Genomic DNA, 16,563 nt, shown 5'->3' on the forward strand with positions numbered 1-16,563 from the left:
CTCGTACCCCTGAGGGCGTCTTCGCTGGCAAGCCAGCTTCTACAACTGGCTGTTTTCCGGCAGCAGGGCACCGCCGTCCACCACCAGGGTCTGGCCGGTGATGTAGCCCGCGTGCCGGGACGCCAGGAACAGCATGGCCCAGGCGATGTCCTGCGGTGTACCCAGGCGTTGCAGGGGAATGCCCCGGGACAGCGTCGAGCCATGCCCCAGGTTGTTCGTGGCCTGGGTGGCGATCAGCCCCGGCTCTACGCCGTTGACGGTGATTCCATACTCCGCCAGTTCCAGTGCCGCGGCGCGAATGAAGCCATTGACCCCAGCCTTGGAGGCGGCGTAATGGGCCAGCCCGGGAATCGCCGTGCGGGGACCGGTCACCGAGGAGGTCACGACAATCCGCGCCTGTTGGGCCCGGCGCAATGCCGGCAGGGCGGCTTGGGTCAGCCAGAAGCAGCTTTTCAGATTCACCGCCAGGGTGTGCTCCAGGGTCTGTTCCTCAAGCTCGGCCAGTTTCTGCATCGGGAAGCCCCCGGCGTTGTGCAGCAGCAGGTCCAGCCCGCCAAAGGTTTCCAGGGTGGCCGCCACGGCCTGTTCGGCCGCTGCGCGGCTGGCCAGGTCCAGGGTCAGCAACTCGGCGGTTCCTCCGGCCTGGCGGATCAGGCGCAGGGTTTCGTTGCCGTTTTCAGCGCTGCGGGTCGCCAGCATGACCTGGGCGCCCTGGGCGGCGAATAGCTGGGCGATGGCCCGGCCAATGCCCTGGCCGGAGCCTGTGACCAGGGCGATGCGTCCGCGTTGCTCCAGGCTCATGACAGAGCACCTTGCAGGACCTGGCTCAGGCATTGATCCAGCAGCCGGTTGTGCAGGTCGACCTGCTCCTCGCTGGCGTCCGGGCAGAGCAGGGCCATGTTGTGGAATGGCGTCAGCAATACCCCGCGATTGAGCAGGTACAGGTGCAGATAGGCCTCGATCAGCCCGTGGCGGGCCTGGTGGGCTTCGCCGCCGTTGCGCGGGGCCTGCTGCATGAACAGGTACTCGACCCGGGCGCCGATGCGGGTCACGTGCCAGGGCAGGCGATGCTTGCTGATGATGGCCTCGACCCCGGCCCGCAGGCGTTCGGCCAGCCGGAACATGCGCGCGTAGTTTTCCGGGGTCATCACTTCGCTGAAGGTGGCGCGCATGGCGGCCATCTGCAGGGCGTTGCCGGCCAGGGTGCCGCCGAAGCCGAAGTGATTGATGGCCTGACCCGGCTGAAAATGCGGCAGCACCTGCCAGATCCGCTCGGCCATGGCCCGGCTGCAGCCCCACACGGCCGTGGGAATGCCTCCGGCGATGGACTTGCCGAGGACGAAGAAATCCGGCTCCAGCCCCTGTTCGCCGCAATAGCCACCCGGTCCGCAGGACAGGGTATGGGTTTCGTCGATGATCAGTGGCACGTCGAAGCGCCGGGTCAGTTCCCGCAGGCCTTCATGAAAGCCCGCGGCCGGCGGCACCATGCCGACGTTGGTCATGAAGGGTTCGGTGAGGACCGCGGCCACGTCGCCATGGGCCAGGGCCGCTTCCAGGGCCGGCAGGTCGTTGAACTCCACCAGTCGGGTGGTGGCCTGGTGCTGCAGGCCGTTGGCGTGCACGCCGTCGCGGGGAATCATCCGGCCCTGGGCGTCGAGTTCCACCTGGGATTCGTCGACGCTGCCGTGGTAGTTGCAGTTGAACACCAGGACCTTCTGCCGCCCGGTGATCATCCGGCACAGGCGCAGGACAAAGCGGTTGGCGTCGGTGGCCGAGGTGGTGACCTGCCAGTAAGGCAGGCCAAAGCGCCGGCTCAGTTCCTTGCCGACCCACAGGCTGTCGGCAGTGGGCAGCATCAGGGTCGAGCCATGCAGCGCCTGATCGGCGATGGCCGCTGCCACGGCCGGCTGGGCATGACCGAACATCGCGCCGGTGTCGCCCAGGGCAAAGTCCGCGTATTCATGGCCGTCGCAGTCGGTCAGGGTGGCGCCCCGGGCATCGGCGACCATGATCGGGTAGGCACCGGGCCATTGCTGCATCCAGTGCAATGGCGCGCCGTACAGCCAATGCTGGAGGTTTTCCTGGTAGAAGGCGCCGGAGCGCGGGTGCTGCTCGGCGAACCGTTGCAGTTCGTCCTGGTAACGGTTGGCGACGCGTTGCAGATCCAGACCCAGAGTCATGAAAGTGTCCTGTGCGATAGGTGGGCGGTTGTTGCCGGCCTGGCCGGCGATGGGCCTTTATGGCGCTGGAATCAGCCGTGATGGGTGCGATTGAGCACCCGAGCCAGAGCCCCCACCGGGAAGTTGGCGGCATTGCTGAAGTCCGTGCCCTGATAGCCGAAGATCTTGCCGTCGCTGCGTCCGGCCTGCAGGTCGATCAGCACCAGGCCCAGGGTCGGGACGATCTTCTCGCGCCAGACGAACAGGTACAGCTGCTCGGCGATCTTGTAGTAATGGCAGCGATCGGTGTCCGCCAGACCTTGTTCCACGCCCTTGAGGCATTGCCAGCTGTAGAAGTTGGCGTTGAGGTAGACATGCTCATAGGCCTCGCTGCTGCTGTACAGGTAGTGGTTGCGCAGACCGATCAGTTCGTCGCTGGGCGAGTGTCGCGGCGTCTCGGCCCGGACGGGCGCATCGATGCTGCCATGCAGGAATTGGGCTTTGACCGAGGTCAGCTCGCCACCGGCCAGGGCGCGGCTGAACAGGTCGACGCTGCACTCGGCCTGGGTCGGCATCTGGCCGATGACGGCGGTGAAGCACTGTTGTTGCAGGTCCAGAACCAGGCTCACCGAGTGAGTCCGGCCTTGCTCCTGCTTGAGAAAGTCCACCAGGTAGAAGCCTGGGCGCACTGAGGTGGCCCGATAGGGGCATGCGGCGCTCGCCGGTTCGCCGGGGGCATTCCAGCTGAGGCGCTGGGTATCGAACCGATGCTCGATCTGCCAGCCATTATCGAAGTACAGGGTCAGGGTGCGACCGGCCAGATCATCGATCGCGGGAAGGATGTGGTTGTCGCTGGCAAAACCGTCCGCCAGGGCGCCGACGGTGATCCATTCAGGTTGCTGATTCATGGCGAGGCTCTTGTCTGCCGAAGGAGAGCCCCATGTTCGATCCGTGTGGCGGCGCTGCCCATCAACCTTATGGTTGAGGTGCGGCGCGCTCAAAGGAACAGCGAGCTCACCAGTTCGGTGCGATTACCGACGCCGACCTTGCGGAACAGGTTGATCAGGTGGGTCTTGACCGTGGGCAGGCCCAGGTCCAGGCGTCTGGCGATGGTCTTGTTGTCGGCGCCGTCCCGCAGCAGCCAGGCGATTTCCCGCTCCCGGGGCGTGAGGTTCGCCAGGCGCTGGTCGACCTGGGAGTAGGGCGCCAGGGCGGCGATTTCCAGCAGCCCCTGCAAGGCCTGCAGAGTCCCCAGTTCGTCGACGCTGAAATGCCCCAGGGCGTTGTCCCGCAGCAGTGACAGGCCGGCGATGGGGCGCTCGCCGTCGCAGGCGAGGATTTCCACCACGTCGAGCACGCCGTGGCGTTGCAGAAAACCCTGGTAGACCTCGGTGGCGTGGCGGCCCTGGTGGGCCATGCCCATGTGCAGCGACAGCACCGGACGTCCCGCGGCGGCGCAGTGGCGCGGTTGCAGCGGGTCATAGTGGCGGTAGCGTTGCAGGTAGGCCTGGTGCATCGGCTCGGGCATGCGGGACAGCGAAAAGTCCCGGGCCTGCAATTGCCGGTCGATGCGGTAGAAGGCGCAGAGGGTGGCGGGCACCACCCGGGTGAAGGCGGCAATGCAGCGTTGTCCCAGCTCATGGACCCCGGGCAGCGAGGTGGACGCGGTCATGGATGTCTCCTGGCTGCCCGTGGGGCAGGGGCTTTGGCAACGGGGCTGACACTCCGGGCCTGTGCCTTGGGCACACGACCAGTGCAAAACGCAAGCGGCCTCCCTGGCAGGTATTCGGTCCAGCCAGGCCGCGATCTTGGCTCCATGGATCGCAGCCTGTCAGGGCGATTAGCGGCGAGCCCGGCTCAGCCCCTCGGCCAGCGCATCGACGATGGCGTCCACCTGGGCCTGCTGGATCACCAGCGGCGGCGAGAGAATGATCTTGGTGCCCACCGGGCGCACCATGACGCCGTTGTCCCTGGCGATCTGTGCCACCTGATTGGCGTAGCCGCTCATGGGGTCGATGGGCTCGCGGGTGGTCTTGTCCGCCACCAGGTCCAGGGCCAGCATCAGGCCCTGGCCGCGCACTTCGCCGACGCTTTCGAAACGATCCACGAAAGGCCGCAGCTTGCCGAGCATGTAGTCGCCCATTTTGGCGGCGTTGGCCGGCAAGTCTTCCTTGACCACGATGTCCAGGCAGGCGAGGGCGGCAGCGCAGGCCACTGGGTGCCCGGAGTAGGTGTAGCCGTGCATGATGGCGCCGGTGAAGTTGGCGTTCTTTTCGAAGGCCGCCTCGACCCGGCGGTTGACCACGGTGGCGCCCAGCGGGATGTAGCCCGAGGTGATGCCCTTGGCCAGGCACATGATGTCGGGTTTCACGCCCCACAGGCGGCTGCCGAACATCGAGCCGCTGCGCCCGAAGCCGGTGACCACTTCATCGGCGATCAGCAGGACCCCGTACTTGTCGCAGACTTCGCGGATCAACGGCCAGTAGTTGGCCGGTGGCACTATCACGCCGCCCGCGCCCTGGATCGGCTCGGCAATGAACGCCGCCACGGTGTCCGGGCTCTGGAACTGGATTTCCCGCTCCAGCAGGTCGGCGCAGATCTTGCCCAGCTCCTCCGGGTCCTGGCTGTAGGGGTTGCGGTACAGCCAGGGCGTGTCGATGTGGTAGCAGCCGGGCAGCAAAGGCTCGTAGTTGCGTCGGAACACGGTGTTGCCGTTGACCGAGGCGCCCCCGAAATGGGTGCCGTGATAGCCCTGGCGCAGGGAGATGAACTTGGTGCGATCGGCCTGGCCTTCGAGCTTCCAGTACTGGCGGGCCAGTTTCAGCGCGCTCTCGATGGCGTCCGAGCCGCCGGAACTGAAGGACACCCGGGTCATGTCCTCGGGCTCCAGCAGGTTCATCACTACCCGGGACAGTTCCTCGGCCCGTGGGTGGCTGACCCCGTCGAACAGCTGGAAGTACTCCAGCTCATCGAGCTGCGCGGTGATGGCGGCCTTCACTTCCTGGCGGTTGTGGCCGACGTTGACGTTCCACAGCCCGGCAACGCCGTCCACCAGCTGGTGGCCCTTGTCGTCATAGACATAGCAGCCATCGCCGCGAACGATGCGGATCGGCTCGCGTTGCTTCATTTCGTTGGGGTGCAGCATGGGGTGCCAGAAACGGCTTGCTTCGCTCACGTTGAGTCTCCTGAAATCGCACGGACAGCGTGGGGCTATTAGTGCGTCATTTGCCGGCTGCTGGCTTGCCTCTGTGTGCCAGGGCACTTGACCCAGGCTGCCAGCGGCGGTGCAGCCGGCGAGACTGGCAGCCAGGGCCAAGTTTTGCGGCAGCCAGGATCAAGACGGCATGCGGCTTTGGGCTCAAAGTCCGGGTCGAACAAGGTCCAACTGCGAGGATTGAAGATGAGCGTTGCCATCGACCCACGTGTCGCTGCATTTATAGACAGTCAGCACGGTCTGCTGATTGACGGTCACAGCCAGCCGGCGCTTTCCGGGGCGCGGATGCCGGTGTACAACCCCGCCAGCGGCGAGCAGTTGACCCAGGTTGCCGCTGCCGACCAGGCCGATGTCGACCTGGCGGTGGGCGCCGCGCGCCGGGCGTTCGAGGGCAACTGGAGGGCGCTGCGCCCGGCGGATCGCGAGCGCTTGCTGCTGAAGCTGGCGGACCTGCTGGAGAACCATGGCGAGGAACTGGCCCAGCTGGAAACCCTCAACAACGGCCAGTCGATTCACCTGGCCCGGGCCCTGGAGGTGGGGGCCGCAGCGGAGTTCACCCGCTACATGGCCGGTTGGGCCACCAAGATCGAAGGCAAGAGCCTGGACGTTTCCATCGCCGCGGTGCCGGGTGCGCAGTACCGGGCCTACACGGTGCCGGAGCCGGTGGGTGTGGTGGGGGCGATAGTGCCGTGGAATTTCCCGCTGCTGATGGCCATCTGGAAAATCGTTCCCGCCCTGGCCTGCGGCTGCACCGTGGTGCTCAAGCCGGCGGACGAAACCCCGCTGACCGCGCTGCGCCTGGGCCAGCTGTGCCTGGAGGCAGGGATCGCCCCCGGCGTGGTCAACGTGGTCACCGGCAGCGGCGCCCAGGCAGGAGCAGCGCTGGCTGCCCATCCGGGTATCGACAAGCTGGCGTTCACCGGCTCGACCCAGGTCGGCAAGCTGATCGGCCATGCCGCGGTGGACAACATGACGCGCTTCTCCCTGGAACTGGGCGGCAAGTCGCCGGTGATCGTCCTTGATGACTGCGATCCGCAGACCGCCGCCGCCGGTGCGGCCGCTGCGATCTTCTTCAACCAGGGCCAGGTCTGCACCGCGGGGTCGCGCTTGTACATCCAGCGCGGGATCTATCACCAGGTGCTGGAGCGCCTGGTGGGCATCGCCGACTCCCTGAGCATGGGGCCGGGGCTCGACGAACAGGCGCAGATCAACCCGCTGATCTCCGCCAAGCAGCAGAAGCGCGTGCTGCAGATGGTCCGGCGCGGAGTCGAAGAAGGGGCCCGGCTGCTGTGTGGCGGTGTCGCCCATGGCGAGCAGGGTTTCTATGTGCGTCCCACGGTGGTCGCGGATGTGCGTGCCGACCAGCAACTGGTGCGCGAGGAGATCTTCGGCCCGGTGGTGGTGGCCACGCCGTTCGACACCCTGGACGAAGTGCTGGGCCTGGCCAACGACAACCAGTACGGGCTGGGGGCGAGCATCTGGTCCAACGACCTGGGGCGGGTCATGCAACTGATTCCGCAGATCAAGGCCGGCACGGTGTGGGTCAACACCCACAACATGCTGGACCCGTCGATGCCTTTTGGCGGCTACAAGCAGTCGGGCATCGGCCGCGAGATGGGCCATGCGGCCATCGAGGCCTACACCGAGAACAAGTCGGTGTGCATCGCCTATTGATATCGCCTCCGTAGATACCGGCTTGCCGGCGAACAGGTCCTTGAGGACGCCTGCGCTGGCAAGCCAGCTCCCGCGGACCCAGCCGAGCCTGTGCCAACAGCTGCGTCAGACAGCCAAGCACTGCGCCATCAGGCGTGCCCTTGAAATGCCTAGAACAACAATCATCAACCCATGCTTTCGAGGTTTACCATCATGTCGCTCAACGACAGACTCAAGCGTCACCTGGATCAGGGGGTAGTCGGTTTTCCCACGGCGCTGGCCAGTGCCGTGGGACTGATCATGGCCAGCCCGGTGATCCTCACGGCCACCACCGGGTTCGGTATCGGCGGCGGCGCGTTCGCCGCGGCGATGCTGATCGCCTTGCTGATGATGCTGGCGCAGTCCACCACCTTCGCCGAAGCGGCCTGCCTGCTGCCCACCAACGGTTCGGTCTATGACTACCTGGCCTGCGGGCTGGGGCGTTTCTTCGCCATCACCGGCACCTTGTCCGCCTACCTGATCGTGCATGTGTTCGCCGGCACCGCGGAAACCATTCTCAGCGGCATCATGGCCCTGGTGAATTTTGAATCCCTCAACACCCTGCTGGAACAGAGCGGCAGCGCCTGGCTGGTGGGCGTGGGGCTGGTGCTGTTCTTCGGCCTGCTCAACGCGGTGGGAATCACCGCCTTCAGCCGTGCCGAGGTGATCCTGACCTTCGGCATGTGGACCACCCTGATGGTCTTTGGCGTGCTGGGGGTGATCAAGGCGCCGGCGGTGCAGCTCGACGGCTGGTTCGGCGCCTCCATGGTGGGGACTGACTTGCCGACCATCCTGTCCCTGGTGGGCATGGCCATGTTCATGTTTGTCGGTTGCGAGTTCGTCACGCCGCTGACCCCGGATGTACGCAAGGCCGCCAGGACCATTCCCCGAGCCATGGCCCTGGGGCTGGTGGGGGTGGCGCTGTGCATGTTCATCTATGGCGCGGCCATGAAGCGCCAGGTGGAGAACATCGCCCTGAGCGAAGACGGCAGTGTGCATCTGCTGGACACACCCATGGCCATTCCGCATTTCGCCGAACAGATCATGGGGCCGTTCGGCCGTATCTGGCTGGGCATTGGCCTGCTGTTTGCCGGCGCCGCGACCATCAACACCCTGATGGCCGGCCTGCCGCGAATCCTCTACGGCATGGCGCTGGACGGTGCCTTGCCCAAGGTCTTCACCTACCTGCATCCGCGTTTCAAGACCCCTTTGCTGTGCATCGCCGTGGCGGTGCTGATTCCCTGCCTGCATGCCTGGTGGCTGGGCGGCAGCACGGACAGCATCATGCACCTGGTGCTGGCGGCGGTCTGTGCCTGGAGCACCGCCTATCTGCTGGTGACCCTGTCGGTGGTGATGCTGCGCATTCGTCGGCCGGATCTGCCCCGGGTCTACAAGTCGCCCTGGTTCCCCCTGCCGCAGATCCTGTCTTCAGTGGGGATCCTCCTGGGCATGTGGTTCATCACGCCACCGGGGATGAACCCGCGGGACATCTATGTACCCTTCGGCAGCATGCTGGGCCTGACCGCCCTCTATGCCCTGGTCTGGACCCTGCTGGTGCAGAAGGTCAATCCGTTCCGGCCGGTGCCGGTGGAGGAGGTGCTGGAGCAGGCCCTGGGCCTTGCCGCGGAGACCGACAACCGTCCTCGGGAGCAACTGGCCGATGAGTCTTTCAAGCTGGCGACAAAACCTCTTTGACTGGTGGCACCGGGCCCCTGCGGGCTATTGCCCCGGGGTGACCCTGGGGCACTTGCGCAGGGATCTGGCGGGGCTCGAGTGCAACCCTTGCGGTGTTGCCCGGGCGGCCTTTCGCTGTCCGCAACGGGGGCTGGAGTTCGCGGTGCATGAGCGTGCGCTGGCGCAGTTCCTGATGCATATCGTGGTCTGTGAATGGCGCTTGCGGATACCTGCGGCTGGGGCCGGGCAGGCGCGAATCAGCCTGCGCCATACCGGGGCGATCCGCCGTCAGGGTGTCGCTGCCCGTTTGCTGGCCGGGGAGGCTGGGCAATGGACGCCCTTGCTGCAACGCCTGGGCAGTGACCCCAGGTTACTGGAGAGCTTGCTGCCGCTGGACTTCAAGCGCCTGGAGCTGTGGCGGGATGCACAGGGGTGGCAAGTGCGCCTGGAGCATTTTGCCGCCAGCGAGGTGGTCAACCGTTTGCCCGGGTTCCGGCGCTATATTCGCCTGAGCGCCGAACAGCGGCAGGCGCTGTTGGGCAGCTTCACCGAGTTGTACAAGCTTCTGCGAGAATTCTGACCGACATAACCGTAAGCACTGGCATACACCCTGCTTAAGCCATAACAGACTATCCATGCTGTCAGGCGCCTTGCCTGGCAAATAGATAACATGTTAATGATATCGCCATAACAACAAAGGCGGTCTGAAACCGGCTTATGGAGGTGCACAGTGCTTGCTTCGCATAGTTTCAGTTCCTGGGTAGGCGCCTTGCAGGGTGTCTGCGGTCGATTCGAGGCCCGCCCGGCGCGCAATCCCGCTCTGTTCATCGGTGAAGTGGGGCTGCAGGATTACGCCGGGCTGGAAGTGGCGCAGATCCGCACCAACGCCGGGCTGATTTCCCGGCAGAGCACCAAGGTCGACCAGGACGACGACCGCCATTGCTTCCTGATCATCCAGCGCAGTGGTCACGCCCGCCTGAGCCAGGGCGGTGAGAGTGTCGAGCTGGGCCCCGGCGACATGGCCCTGCTGGATTCCGCCGGCGCCTGCGAGATCGTGCCCCACGGCCTGATCGAACACGCGTCGTTCCACCTGTGTCGGGAAGAGGTCTACCGGCATCTGCCGGCGCAGCAACGCAAGTTCGGCAAGCTGTCACAGAACTGCGCCAGTGGTCGCTTGATGCGCTTGCTGGTGGAGCAGATCTGCGCCGGTGATCTGCACGGCTGTGCCGCGCAGCAGGAGGGGCAGGCCTTGCAGGAAGCCCTGATTGCCTTGCTCGGGCCGACCCTGCGCCAGACCGCCGACACCCTGGACGGCTTTGACCACGGCCTGCATGGCCACTGTCTGCGCGATCAGGCCCGACAGCTGATCAATCAATCCCTCAACGAGCCGGGGCTGACCCCGGTATCCCTGGCGGCGCAGTTGAACATCTCGGTGCGCCAGCTGTACCGACTGTTTGAAGAACAGGGCGACAGCGTGTGCCGATTTATCCAGCGCTCGCGACTCAAGCGCAGCGCCGCCGATCTGAGTAACCCGCAATTGCGCAATGAGTCGATCACCGACATTGCCTTCAAGTGGGGTTTCACGGATTCGGCGCATTTCAGCCGGACCTTCAAGAAGCATTTCGAACAATCGCCCCGTGACTTCCGCGCCCGCTCCCTGAGCGCGTAGGCGCCTGAGTCCGACGCCTTCGCTGGCGTTGGTTGTAGGAACCGGCTTGCCGGCGAAGGGGCCCTTGGATGTTGCGTTGCCCTTGAGGACGCCTTCGCTGGCAAGCCAGCTCCTACGCAAGGCAAGCCGGCAAGCAGACAGGTAGGCAAGCAGGCAAGCAAGCAGGCAAGCAAGCAAGCAGGCAAGCAAGCAGGCAAGCAAGCAGGCAGAAATGCAGCCACCCAGTCCCCCGAGAACACCGGCAATAGCAGCCCCATCCATGGCTTCAGGGATTGTCCAGGTCGTGCCCCAGGGATTGGATGAACAACGAAAACAGCTCCGGCTGGCTGGAGATGTCCAGCTTGGCGTACAGGTGGCGGCGGTGGACCTTGATGGTGTCCGGCGAGATCTTCAGGCGCTCGGCCATGGCCTTGGAGGAAAAACCGCGCAGGATCAGGCGGGCGATCTCCAGCTCGCGATCCGACAGCACGGCGCTGCCGAAATGACTCAGGGCGTCGCGAATCTGGCTGGCCATTTCTTCGGCGACCGGCAATTGAGGGCGCAGCTGGCTGTGCTGCCAATGCTGCTGCATCAGCGGCAGCACCCAGGCGGCAAAGGTGGTGAGCTGGCCGATTTGCTCGCGGTCGAACACGCGCTGACTGCCCAGTGACAGGGACAGGGTGCCGGTATCGGGCAGTTGCAGGATGAACTGCACCTCGTCTTCCAGAACGTTGTCGTGGAAGTAGCTGAGAAAGTACTCGCTCTGGCGAAAGTGGTCCGGGGCCACTTCTTCCAGGCGATACAGGCCGCTGGGGTAGCCCTCGCGGCAGGCCTGGAAGAACGGGTCGAGCAGGTACAGGCCGTTCAGGTAGGTGAGCATCGAGGCCGGTTTGCTGCTGGGTTCGGCGTCATATTCCTCCAGTGCCTGGGGCGGGCCTTCTCGCGGGTAGAAGATCGCCAGGGCGTTGTCGAACGGCGTGGCCTGGTGCAGCAGCAACACCAGCTGTTTCCAGAAGCGCGGGTTGCCGATCAGCGTGACGGTGCGACCCAGGCCGGCATGCAGGCCGACTTCCCTGAACAGATTACTCAAAGGCCTTGCTCCACTGATTCGGCGAAAGTGTCGTGGCACGGTTTCGTCGATTTGCCGGTCGCCGTCAAGGGGAGTACTCCAATAGGGGAATTGGGCGGGGCGCCGCGACTGCCTAGAGTAGCTCCCACCAAGCGCGTCCCAGAATGCGCCCGCCCGATGGATTTCGTTTCTGCCTCAGACCAACAATAAACACGAGGATAACGATATGAGCTCTTCCGCAGCGCCTGACGGCGCGCTGAAACCAACCTTGAGTGTGTTCGATGTGGTGGCCATCACCGTCTCCGGTGTGACGCCCGCCAGTTCAGTGTTCGTGATTGCGCCCTTTGCCATCCATCAGGCCGGCAGCGGGGTGTTCCTGGCGTTCGTCATGGCCGGGTTGCTGGCGCTGATGTTTGCCTTCTGCTACGCCGAGCTGGGCCGCGCCCATAACAGTGCGGGGGGCGAGTACGTGTATGCCAAGCGGGTGTTTGGCGGCATGGCCGGCTATGCCACCTTCCTTACGGTGCTGGTGATGCTGCTGTTCATCCCGCCGGTGCTGGCCACCGGCGCCGCCACCTACCTGAACAACGCCCTGGGCACGAACTTCGATTCCCAGACCGTGGCCCTGGTGATCGTGGTCTGCAGTTATCTGCTGGGCATTCTCAATATCAAGCTCAATGCCTGGATTACCGGTACCTGCCTGCTGCTGGAAGTGGCGGCTTTGCTGGTCATCGTCTGGCTGGGCTTTGGCAACGCCTCGCAACCGCTGGGCATCCTGCTGCAACCGCAGATCGTCGACCATGGCGTGTTGCAGATGGCGCCCTGGGCCCTGGTGATCGGGGCGGTGGGTATCGGCCTGTTTTCCTACAACGGCTATGGACCGGCGGTGCTGCTGGCCGAAGACATGAAATGCAAGGGGCGCGGCGTGCACAAGGCGGTGCTCTGGTCCCTGGTGCTGGTGGTGATCATCGAGTTGGTGCCGCTGACCGCCTTGCTGATTGGTGCGCCGTCCCTGAGCACCATGCTGGCCAGCCCCGATCCCATCGGCTACCTACTCACCAGCCATGGCAACGAAACCCTCGCCAGGGTCGTCAGTGGCGGGATCTTCCTGTCGGTGTTCAACGCCATCGTCGCCATCGTTATCCAGATCGGCCGCGTGGTGTTCAGCAGCGGCCGGGATGCCCTGTGGACGCCCGGCATCAACCGCCTGTTCACACGGATCCACCCGCGCTGGGACTCGCCATGGCTGGCTACGCTGTTCCTGGCGATGCCTTCGGCAGTACTCAGTTTTAGCTCGAATCTGGCGGACCTCACGTCCTTCAGCGTGCTGTTGATCATGCTGGTGTACCTGATCGTCGCCCTCAGCGCATTGCTGAGCCGGGTGCGGCTGCGCGATCGCGAGCATCCCTACCGCATGCCGCTGTGGCCGCTGCCGGCGCTGCTGGCGGTGCTCGGCGCCGGTTACCTGCTGATCACGTTGTTGCTTGAGGCCTCTGTGCGGGACCTCATGGTGATCATCGGGCTGCTGGCGCTGTCGGTGATTCTCTATGGCACTAATGGCCGGTACAGCCCGGCGTTCCAGAAATTGTAAGGAGTGGATATGCGAGCACGTCAGTTGGGTATCAAGCTGGGTTTGGGGACGCCGGGGCCGTTCAATGCGATCACCGACGTACCCGGGGTGCGGGTGGGGCACAGCACCCTGAACACCCGCGTGGGCGGCAAGCAGGTACGCACCGGGGTGACCCTGGTCCAGCCCCGGGATGGGCACGCGCGCTTGCAGCCGTGCTTCGCCGGCTGCCATGTCCTCAACGGCAACGGCGACGCCACGGGCCTGGAGTGGATCCGCGAAGCGGGGACCCTGACCACCCCGTTGGCCATCACCAATACCCACAGCGTCGGCGTGGTCCGCGACACCCTGACTGCCCTGGAGCGCGAAGCCCTGGCGGACCCGGCCGTGTACTGGTGCATGCCGGTGGTGATGGAAACCTACGACGGTCTGCTCAACGACATCTGGGGCCAGCATGTGGGGCCGCAACAGGTGCGCCAGGCCTTGGCCAGCGCCGAATCCGGGCCGGTGGCCGAGGGCGCGGTGGGCGGCGGCACCGGGATGATCTGCCACGAGTTCAAGGGCGGTATCGGCACCGCGTCGCGGCGGCTGACGGTGGAGCAGGGCGGCTATACCGTCGGCGCCCTGGTCCAGGCCAATCATGGCAAGCGTGAAGAGTTGCGGGTGGACGGTTACCCGGTGGGGCGGCGGCTGGGGGGCATCGTCTCGCCCTTTGCCGAACGCGGGACTCCGGGCATGGGCTCGATCGTGGTGATCCTGGCCACCGATGCGCCGCTCTTGCCCCATCAATGCCAGCGCCTGGCGCAACGGGCCGCCATTGGCATCGCCCGCACCGGCGGCGGCACCGAGGATTCCAGTGGCGACATCTTCCTGGCCTTTGCCACGGGAAACCGGGACCTGCCGACTGCGGATTACGCGCGCAAGGACCTGGGGCTGACCTCGCCGCTGGCGATGCTCAACAACGATCACATCTCGCCGCTGTTCAGCGCAGCCGCCGAGGCCGTGGAGGAGGCCATCATCAACGCCCTGCTGGCGGGCGAGCCGATGACCAGTGACGACGGCGCGCAGGTGCCGGCGCTGACCGCGCAAGTATTGCTGGAAGCATTGGAATTAACGGGTTGGAACATAAGCCGAGGGACTTGAAAGTGCGACCTGGTCGGCATTATTAGTCCAATGGATATTTAATAATTAAATTGTAGATTGTCCGACAATGTCGCCCGTTAATCAGTTAAAAAATATTCTTTCGACTGCGCGGTCATTGTTTGCTGGAGTTTCTCGGAACAGTGGAATTTGACGCCAAAAAAACAGTGGACGTCTGATTTCAAATTGTGTCAGCTTTCTTTCGCCTGCTTAGGGCGAGTGATAGGACGATCTCGCCAGGGATTGTCGCTATCTGACAAAAACTGTTCCATTGATTACAAGGAAGTGTGTTTATGTCGAAAGTAACAGAGAACGCTATTGCATCTGCCGAACAGCAACTGGTGCCTTTGGCTGCAGCAAGTTCGGCGTATAACCAGATCAATAGCTTCAGTCATCAATACGACCGTGGCGGCAATCTCACGGTCAATGGCAAACCCTCGTTTTCGGTCGATCAGGCCGCCACGCAACTGCTGCGTGACGGCGCTGCCTACAAGGACCTGAACGGTAACGGCAAGATCGACCTGACCTATACCTTCCTGACCTCGGCCTCCTCGAGCACCATGAACAAGCATGGCATCTCCGGGTTCAGCCAGTTCAGCGCTCAACAGAAGGCCCAGGCAGTGCTGGCCATGCAGTCGTGGGCCGACGTGGCCAACGTGGTGTTTACCGAGAAAGCCTCGGGTGGCGACGCCCACATGACCTTCGGCAACTACAGCGGCGGCCAGGACGGCGCGGCGGCCTTCGCCTACCTGCCGGGCACCGGCGCCGGCTATGACGGCACCTCGTGGTACCTGATCAACAGCGGCTACACCCAGAACAAGAACCCCGACCTGAACAACTATGGCCGTCAGACCCTGACCCATGAGATCGGTCACACCCTGGGTCTGGCTCACCCTGGCGACTACAACGCCGGCGAAGGCAACCCCAGCTACAAGGACGCCAGCTACGGCCAGGACACCCGTGGCTACAGCGTCATGAGCTACTGGAGTGAAAGCAATACCGGGCAGAACTTCAGCAAGGGCGGGGTCGAAGCCTATTCGTCCGGCCCGCTGATGGACGATATCGCCGCCATCCAGAAACTCTACGGGGCCAACTACAGCACCCGTGCCGGTGATACCACCTACGGTTTCAACTCCAATACCGGGCGCGATTTCTACAGCGCCAGCTCCTCCGCCGACAAGCTGGTGTTCTCGGTGTGGGACGGTGGCGGCAACGACACCCTGGATTTCTCCGGCTTTACCCAAAACCAGAAGATCAACCTCAATGCCGGGTCGTTCTCCGACGTTGGCGGCATGGTGGGCAACGTCTCCATCGCCCAGGGCGTGACCGTGGAAAACGCCTTCGGCGGCTCGGGCAACGACCTGCTGATCGGTAACGACGCGGCCAACGTGCTCAAGGGCGGTGCCGGCAACGACATCATCTACGGCGCCGGTGGCGCGGATCAGCTGTGGGGCGGCGCCGGCGCGGACACCTTCGTGTTCGGCGCCAGCAGCGATTCCAAGCCGGGTGCGGCCGATCAGATCATGGATTTTGTCAGCGGCCTGGACAAGATCGACCTGACCGGGATCACCAAGGGCGCGGGCCTGCACTTCGTCAACGCCTTCACCGGCGCGGCGGGTGACGCGATCCTCAGCACCTCCGGTGGCGTGAGCACCCTGTCGGTGGACTTCTCCGGGCATGGCGTGGCGGACTTCCTGGTCAGCACCGTGGGCCAGGCAGCGGTCAGCGATATCGTTGCCTGATTGAAACCGGCGGAGGGCAGCGCCCAGGCGCTGCTCTCCGCTGTTGCATTGGCCCCGAGGCTGAGCGAGTCTACCGGGCGGACGGAGCACCCCATGACCCCACACACCTTGCGTTGCAAGGCGGCCACCTGGCTGCTGGCGACGCTGACGATCTTCTACGGAGCAATAACCATGGCAAGCAGCCTGCGCTTGGCGGACCCCTCGGAACTGGTTGGACACTGGCAGTTGCAGCAACAGAGCGAGCCTGGCGCCGCCTGCGCCCTGGACCTGCTGCAAAACGCCGCCCTGGGAGACGGCGCCGAGTGCCTGTCGAAGTGGATCGGCGAGGCGGCGGTGGGCTGGTTCCCGGAGCCCGACGGTATTGCCATTACCGGGCGCGAAGGTTCAAGAATCATCTTTTTCAGTCGACAGAAAGAAGGCCTGTACGAAGCGCGCCTCAAAGGCGACGGTTTGATTGTGTTGCAGCGTGCCGGCTAATTAACGCGGCAGGTTGTTCGTTTAATCTTGAGCGGCTTTAATCTCGCCACTCTTTTAATCGACAGGTCTATAACCGGAGGACTGTAAACGACAGTTGTCCGGTTCGGGTGTGTCCGCAGACTTTGAGACTAAGGGACGCACATCTTTAGTTGCGCCGTATATGAGGTACTCGCGTTCGGCG

The 16,563-nt window shown here is 64.3% G+C and carries 14 protein-coding genes; 8 read left to right on the plus strand and 6 right to left on the minus strand.

The window, feature by feature from the left end; all coding sequences use genetic code 11:
* Positions 1-39 precede the first annotated feature (39 nt).
* From GWQ44_RS18295 to GWQ44_RS18315, 5 genes are all read right to left on the minus strand, one after another.
* A complete protein-coding gene (locus GWQ44_RS18295) occupies positions 40-801 on the minus strand; it encodes an SDR family oxidoreductase (protein ID WP_275927960.1) in 762 nt (253 codons plus the stop codon).
* Positions 798-2,180, minus strand: a complete 1,383-nt coding sequence (locus tag GWQ44_RS18300) for an aspartate aminotransferase family protein (RefSeq protein WP_275927961.1) — start codon at positions 2,178-2,180, stop codon at positions 798-800. The genes GWQ44_RS18295 and GWQ44_RS18300 overlap by 4 nt, the downstream gene beginning before the upstream one ends.
* A gap of 71 nt (positions 2,181-2,251) precedes the next feature.
* Positions 2,252-3,067, minus strand: a complete 816-nt coding sequence (locus GWQ44_RS18305) for a molybdenum cofactor biosynthesis F family protein (RefSeq protein WP_275927962.1) — start codon at positions 3,065-3,067, stop codon at positions 2,252-2,254.
* A gap of 89 nt (positions 3,068-3,156) precedes the next feature.
* A complete protein-coding gene (locus tag GWQ44_RS18310; RefSeq protein WP_275927963.1) occupies positions 3,157-3,831 on the minus strand; it encodes a helix-turn-helix transcriptional regulator in 675 nt (224 codons plus the stop codon).
* Positions 3,832-3,999: 168 nt separating this feature from the next.
* Positions 4,000-5,334, minus strand: coding sequence for an aspartate aminotransferase family protein (locus GWQ44_RS18315; RefSeq protein WP_103740211.1), 1,335 nt, complete (start codon positions 5,332-5,334; stop codon positions 4,000-4,002).
* 225 nt (positions 5,335-5,559) lie between these two features.
* Here GWQ44_RS18315 and GWQ44_RS18320 point away from each other — a divergent pair, with 225 nt between their 5' ends.
* From GWQ44_RS18320 to feaR, 4 genes are all read left to right on the plus strand, one after another.
* A complete protein-coding gene (locus GWQ44_RS18320; protein ID WP_275927964.1) occupies positions 5,560-7,047 on the plus strand; it encodes an aldehyde dehydrogenase family protein in 1,488 nt (495 codons plus the stop codon).
* Between the two features lie 192 nt (positions 7,048-7,239).
* Complete coding sequence (locus tag GWQ44_RS18325; protein ID WP_275927965.1) at positions 7,240-8,760, plus strand: APC family permease; 1,521 nt, start codon at positions 7,240-7,242, stop codon at positions 8,758-8,760.
* Entirely contained in the window at positions 8,726-9,319 is a 594-nt protein-coding gene (locus GWQ44_RS18330) for a DUF3156 family protein (protein WP_275927966.1), read from the plus strand. Before GWQ44_RS18325 ends, GWQ44_RS18330 begins: the two co-directional genes overlap by 35 nt.
* Before the next feature lie 150 nt (positions 9,320-9,469).
* Complete coding sequence (gene feaR, locus GWQ44_RS18335; RefSeq protein ID WP_275927967.1) at positions 9,470-10,408, plus strand: transcriptional regulator FeaR; 939 nt, start codon at positions 9,470-9,472, stop codon at positions 10,406-10,408.
* Positions 10,409-10,673: 265 nt separating this feature from the next.
* On the opposite strand, the gene GWQ44_RS18340 is transcribed toward feaR, so the two are convergent.
* Positions 10,674-11,477, minus strand: coding sequence for a helix-turn-helix transcriptional regulator (locus tag GWQ44_RS18340; protein ID WP_016962800.1), 804 nt, complete (start codon positions 11,475-11,477; stop codon positions 10,674-10,676).
* A 205-nt stretch (positions 11,478-11,682) separates the two neighbouring features.
* On the opposite strand from GWQ44_RS18340, the gene GWQ44_RS18345 reads away from it, so the two are divergent.
* The 4 genes from GWQ44_RS18345 (at position 11,683) to GWQ44_RS18360 (ending at position 16,382) form a co-directional block, all read left to right on the plus strand.
* Positions 11,683-13,047: an APC family permease gene (locus GWQ44_RS18345; RefSeq protein WP_275927968.1), complete on the plus strand. Its 1,365-nt coding sequence runs from the start codon at positions 11,683-11,685 to the stop codon at positions 13,045-13,047.
* A 9-nt stretch (positions 13,048-13,056) separates the two neighbouring features.
* Complete coding sequence (locus tag GWQ44_RS18350; RefSeq protein ID WP_275927969.1) at positions 13,057-14,166, plus strand: P1 family peptidase; 1,110 nt, start codon at positions 13,057-13,059, stop codon at positions 14,164-14,166.
* Between the two features lie 290 nt (positions 14,167-14,456).
* Positions 14,457-15,905 carry a serralysin family metalloprotease gene (locus GWQ44_RS18355; protein WP_016962798.1) on the plus strand — a complete coding sequence of 483 codons (1,449 nt, stop codon included), beginning with the start codon at positions 14,457-14,459 and terminating at the stop codon, positions 15,903-15,905.
* Between the two features lie 93 nt (positions 15,906-15,998).
* Entirely contained in the window at positions 15,999-16,382 is a 384-nt protein-coding gene (locus GWQ44_RS18360) for an AprI/Inh family metalloprotease inhibitor (RefSeq protein ID WP_016962797.1), read from the plus strand.
* Positions 16,383-16,563 lie beyond the last annotated feature (181 nt).

Source organism: Pseudomonas sp. 3MA1 (genome assembly GCF_029237275.1).
Taxonomy (GTDB): domain Bacteria; phylum Pseudomonadota; class Gammaproteobacteria; order Pseudomonadales; family Pseudomonadaceae; genus Aquipseudomonas; species Aquipseudomonas fluorescens_AP.

Coding starts and splice junctions, on each gene's coding strand:
- GWQ44_RS18355 (WP_016962798.1), top strand. CDS start 14,457: ATGTCGAAAGTAACAGAGAACGCTATTGCATCTGCCGAACAGCAACTG.
- GWQ44_RS18295 (WP_275927960.1), bottom strand. CDS start 801: ATGAGCCTGGAGCAACGCGGACGCATCGCCCTGGTCACAGGCTCCGGC.
- GWQ44_RS18350 (WP_275927969.1), top strand. CDS start 13,057: ATGCGAGCACGTCAGTTGGGTATCAAGCTGGGTTTGGGGACGCCGGGG.
- GWQ44_RS18300 (WP_275927961.1), bottom strand. CDS start 2,180: ATGACTCTGGGTCTGGATCTGCAACGCGTCGCCAACCGTTACCAGGAC.
- GWQ44_RS18305 (WP_275927962.1), bottom strand. CDS start 3,067: ATGAATCAGCAACCTGAATGGATCACCGTCGGCGCCCTGGCGGACGGT.
- GWQ44_RS18360 (WP_016962797.1), top strand. CDS start 15,999: ATGACCCCACACACCTTGCGTTGCAAGGCGGCCACCTGGCTGCTGGCG.
- GWQ44_RS18320 (WP_275927964.1), top strand. CDS start 5,560: ATGAGCGTTGCCATCGACCCACGTGTCGCTGCATTTATAGACAGTCAG.
- GWQ44_RS18345 (WP_275927968.1), top strand. CDS start 11,683: ATGAGCTCTTCCGCAGCGCCTGACGGCGCGCTGAAACCAACCTTGAGT.
- GWQ44_RS18310 (WP_275927963.1), bottom strand. CDS start 3,831: ATGACCGCGTCCACCTCGCTGCCCGGGGTCCATGAGCTGGGACAACGC.
- GWQ44_RS18330 (WP_275927966.1), top strand. CDS start 8,726: ATGAGTCTTTCAAGCTGGCGACAAAACCTCTTTGACTGGTGGCACCGG.
- GWQ44_RS18325 (WP_275927965.1), top strand. CDS start 7,240: ATGTCGCTCAACGACAGACTCAAGCGTCACCTGGATCAGGGGGTAGTC.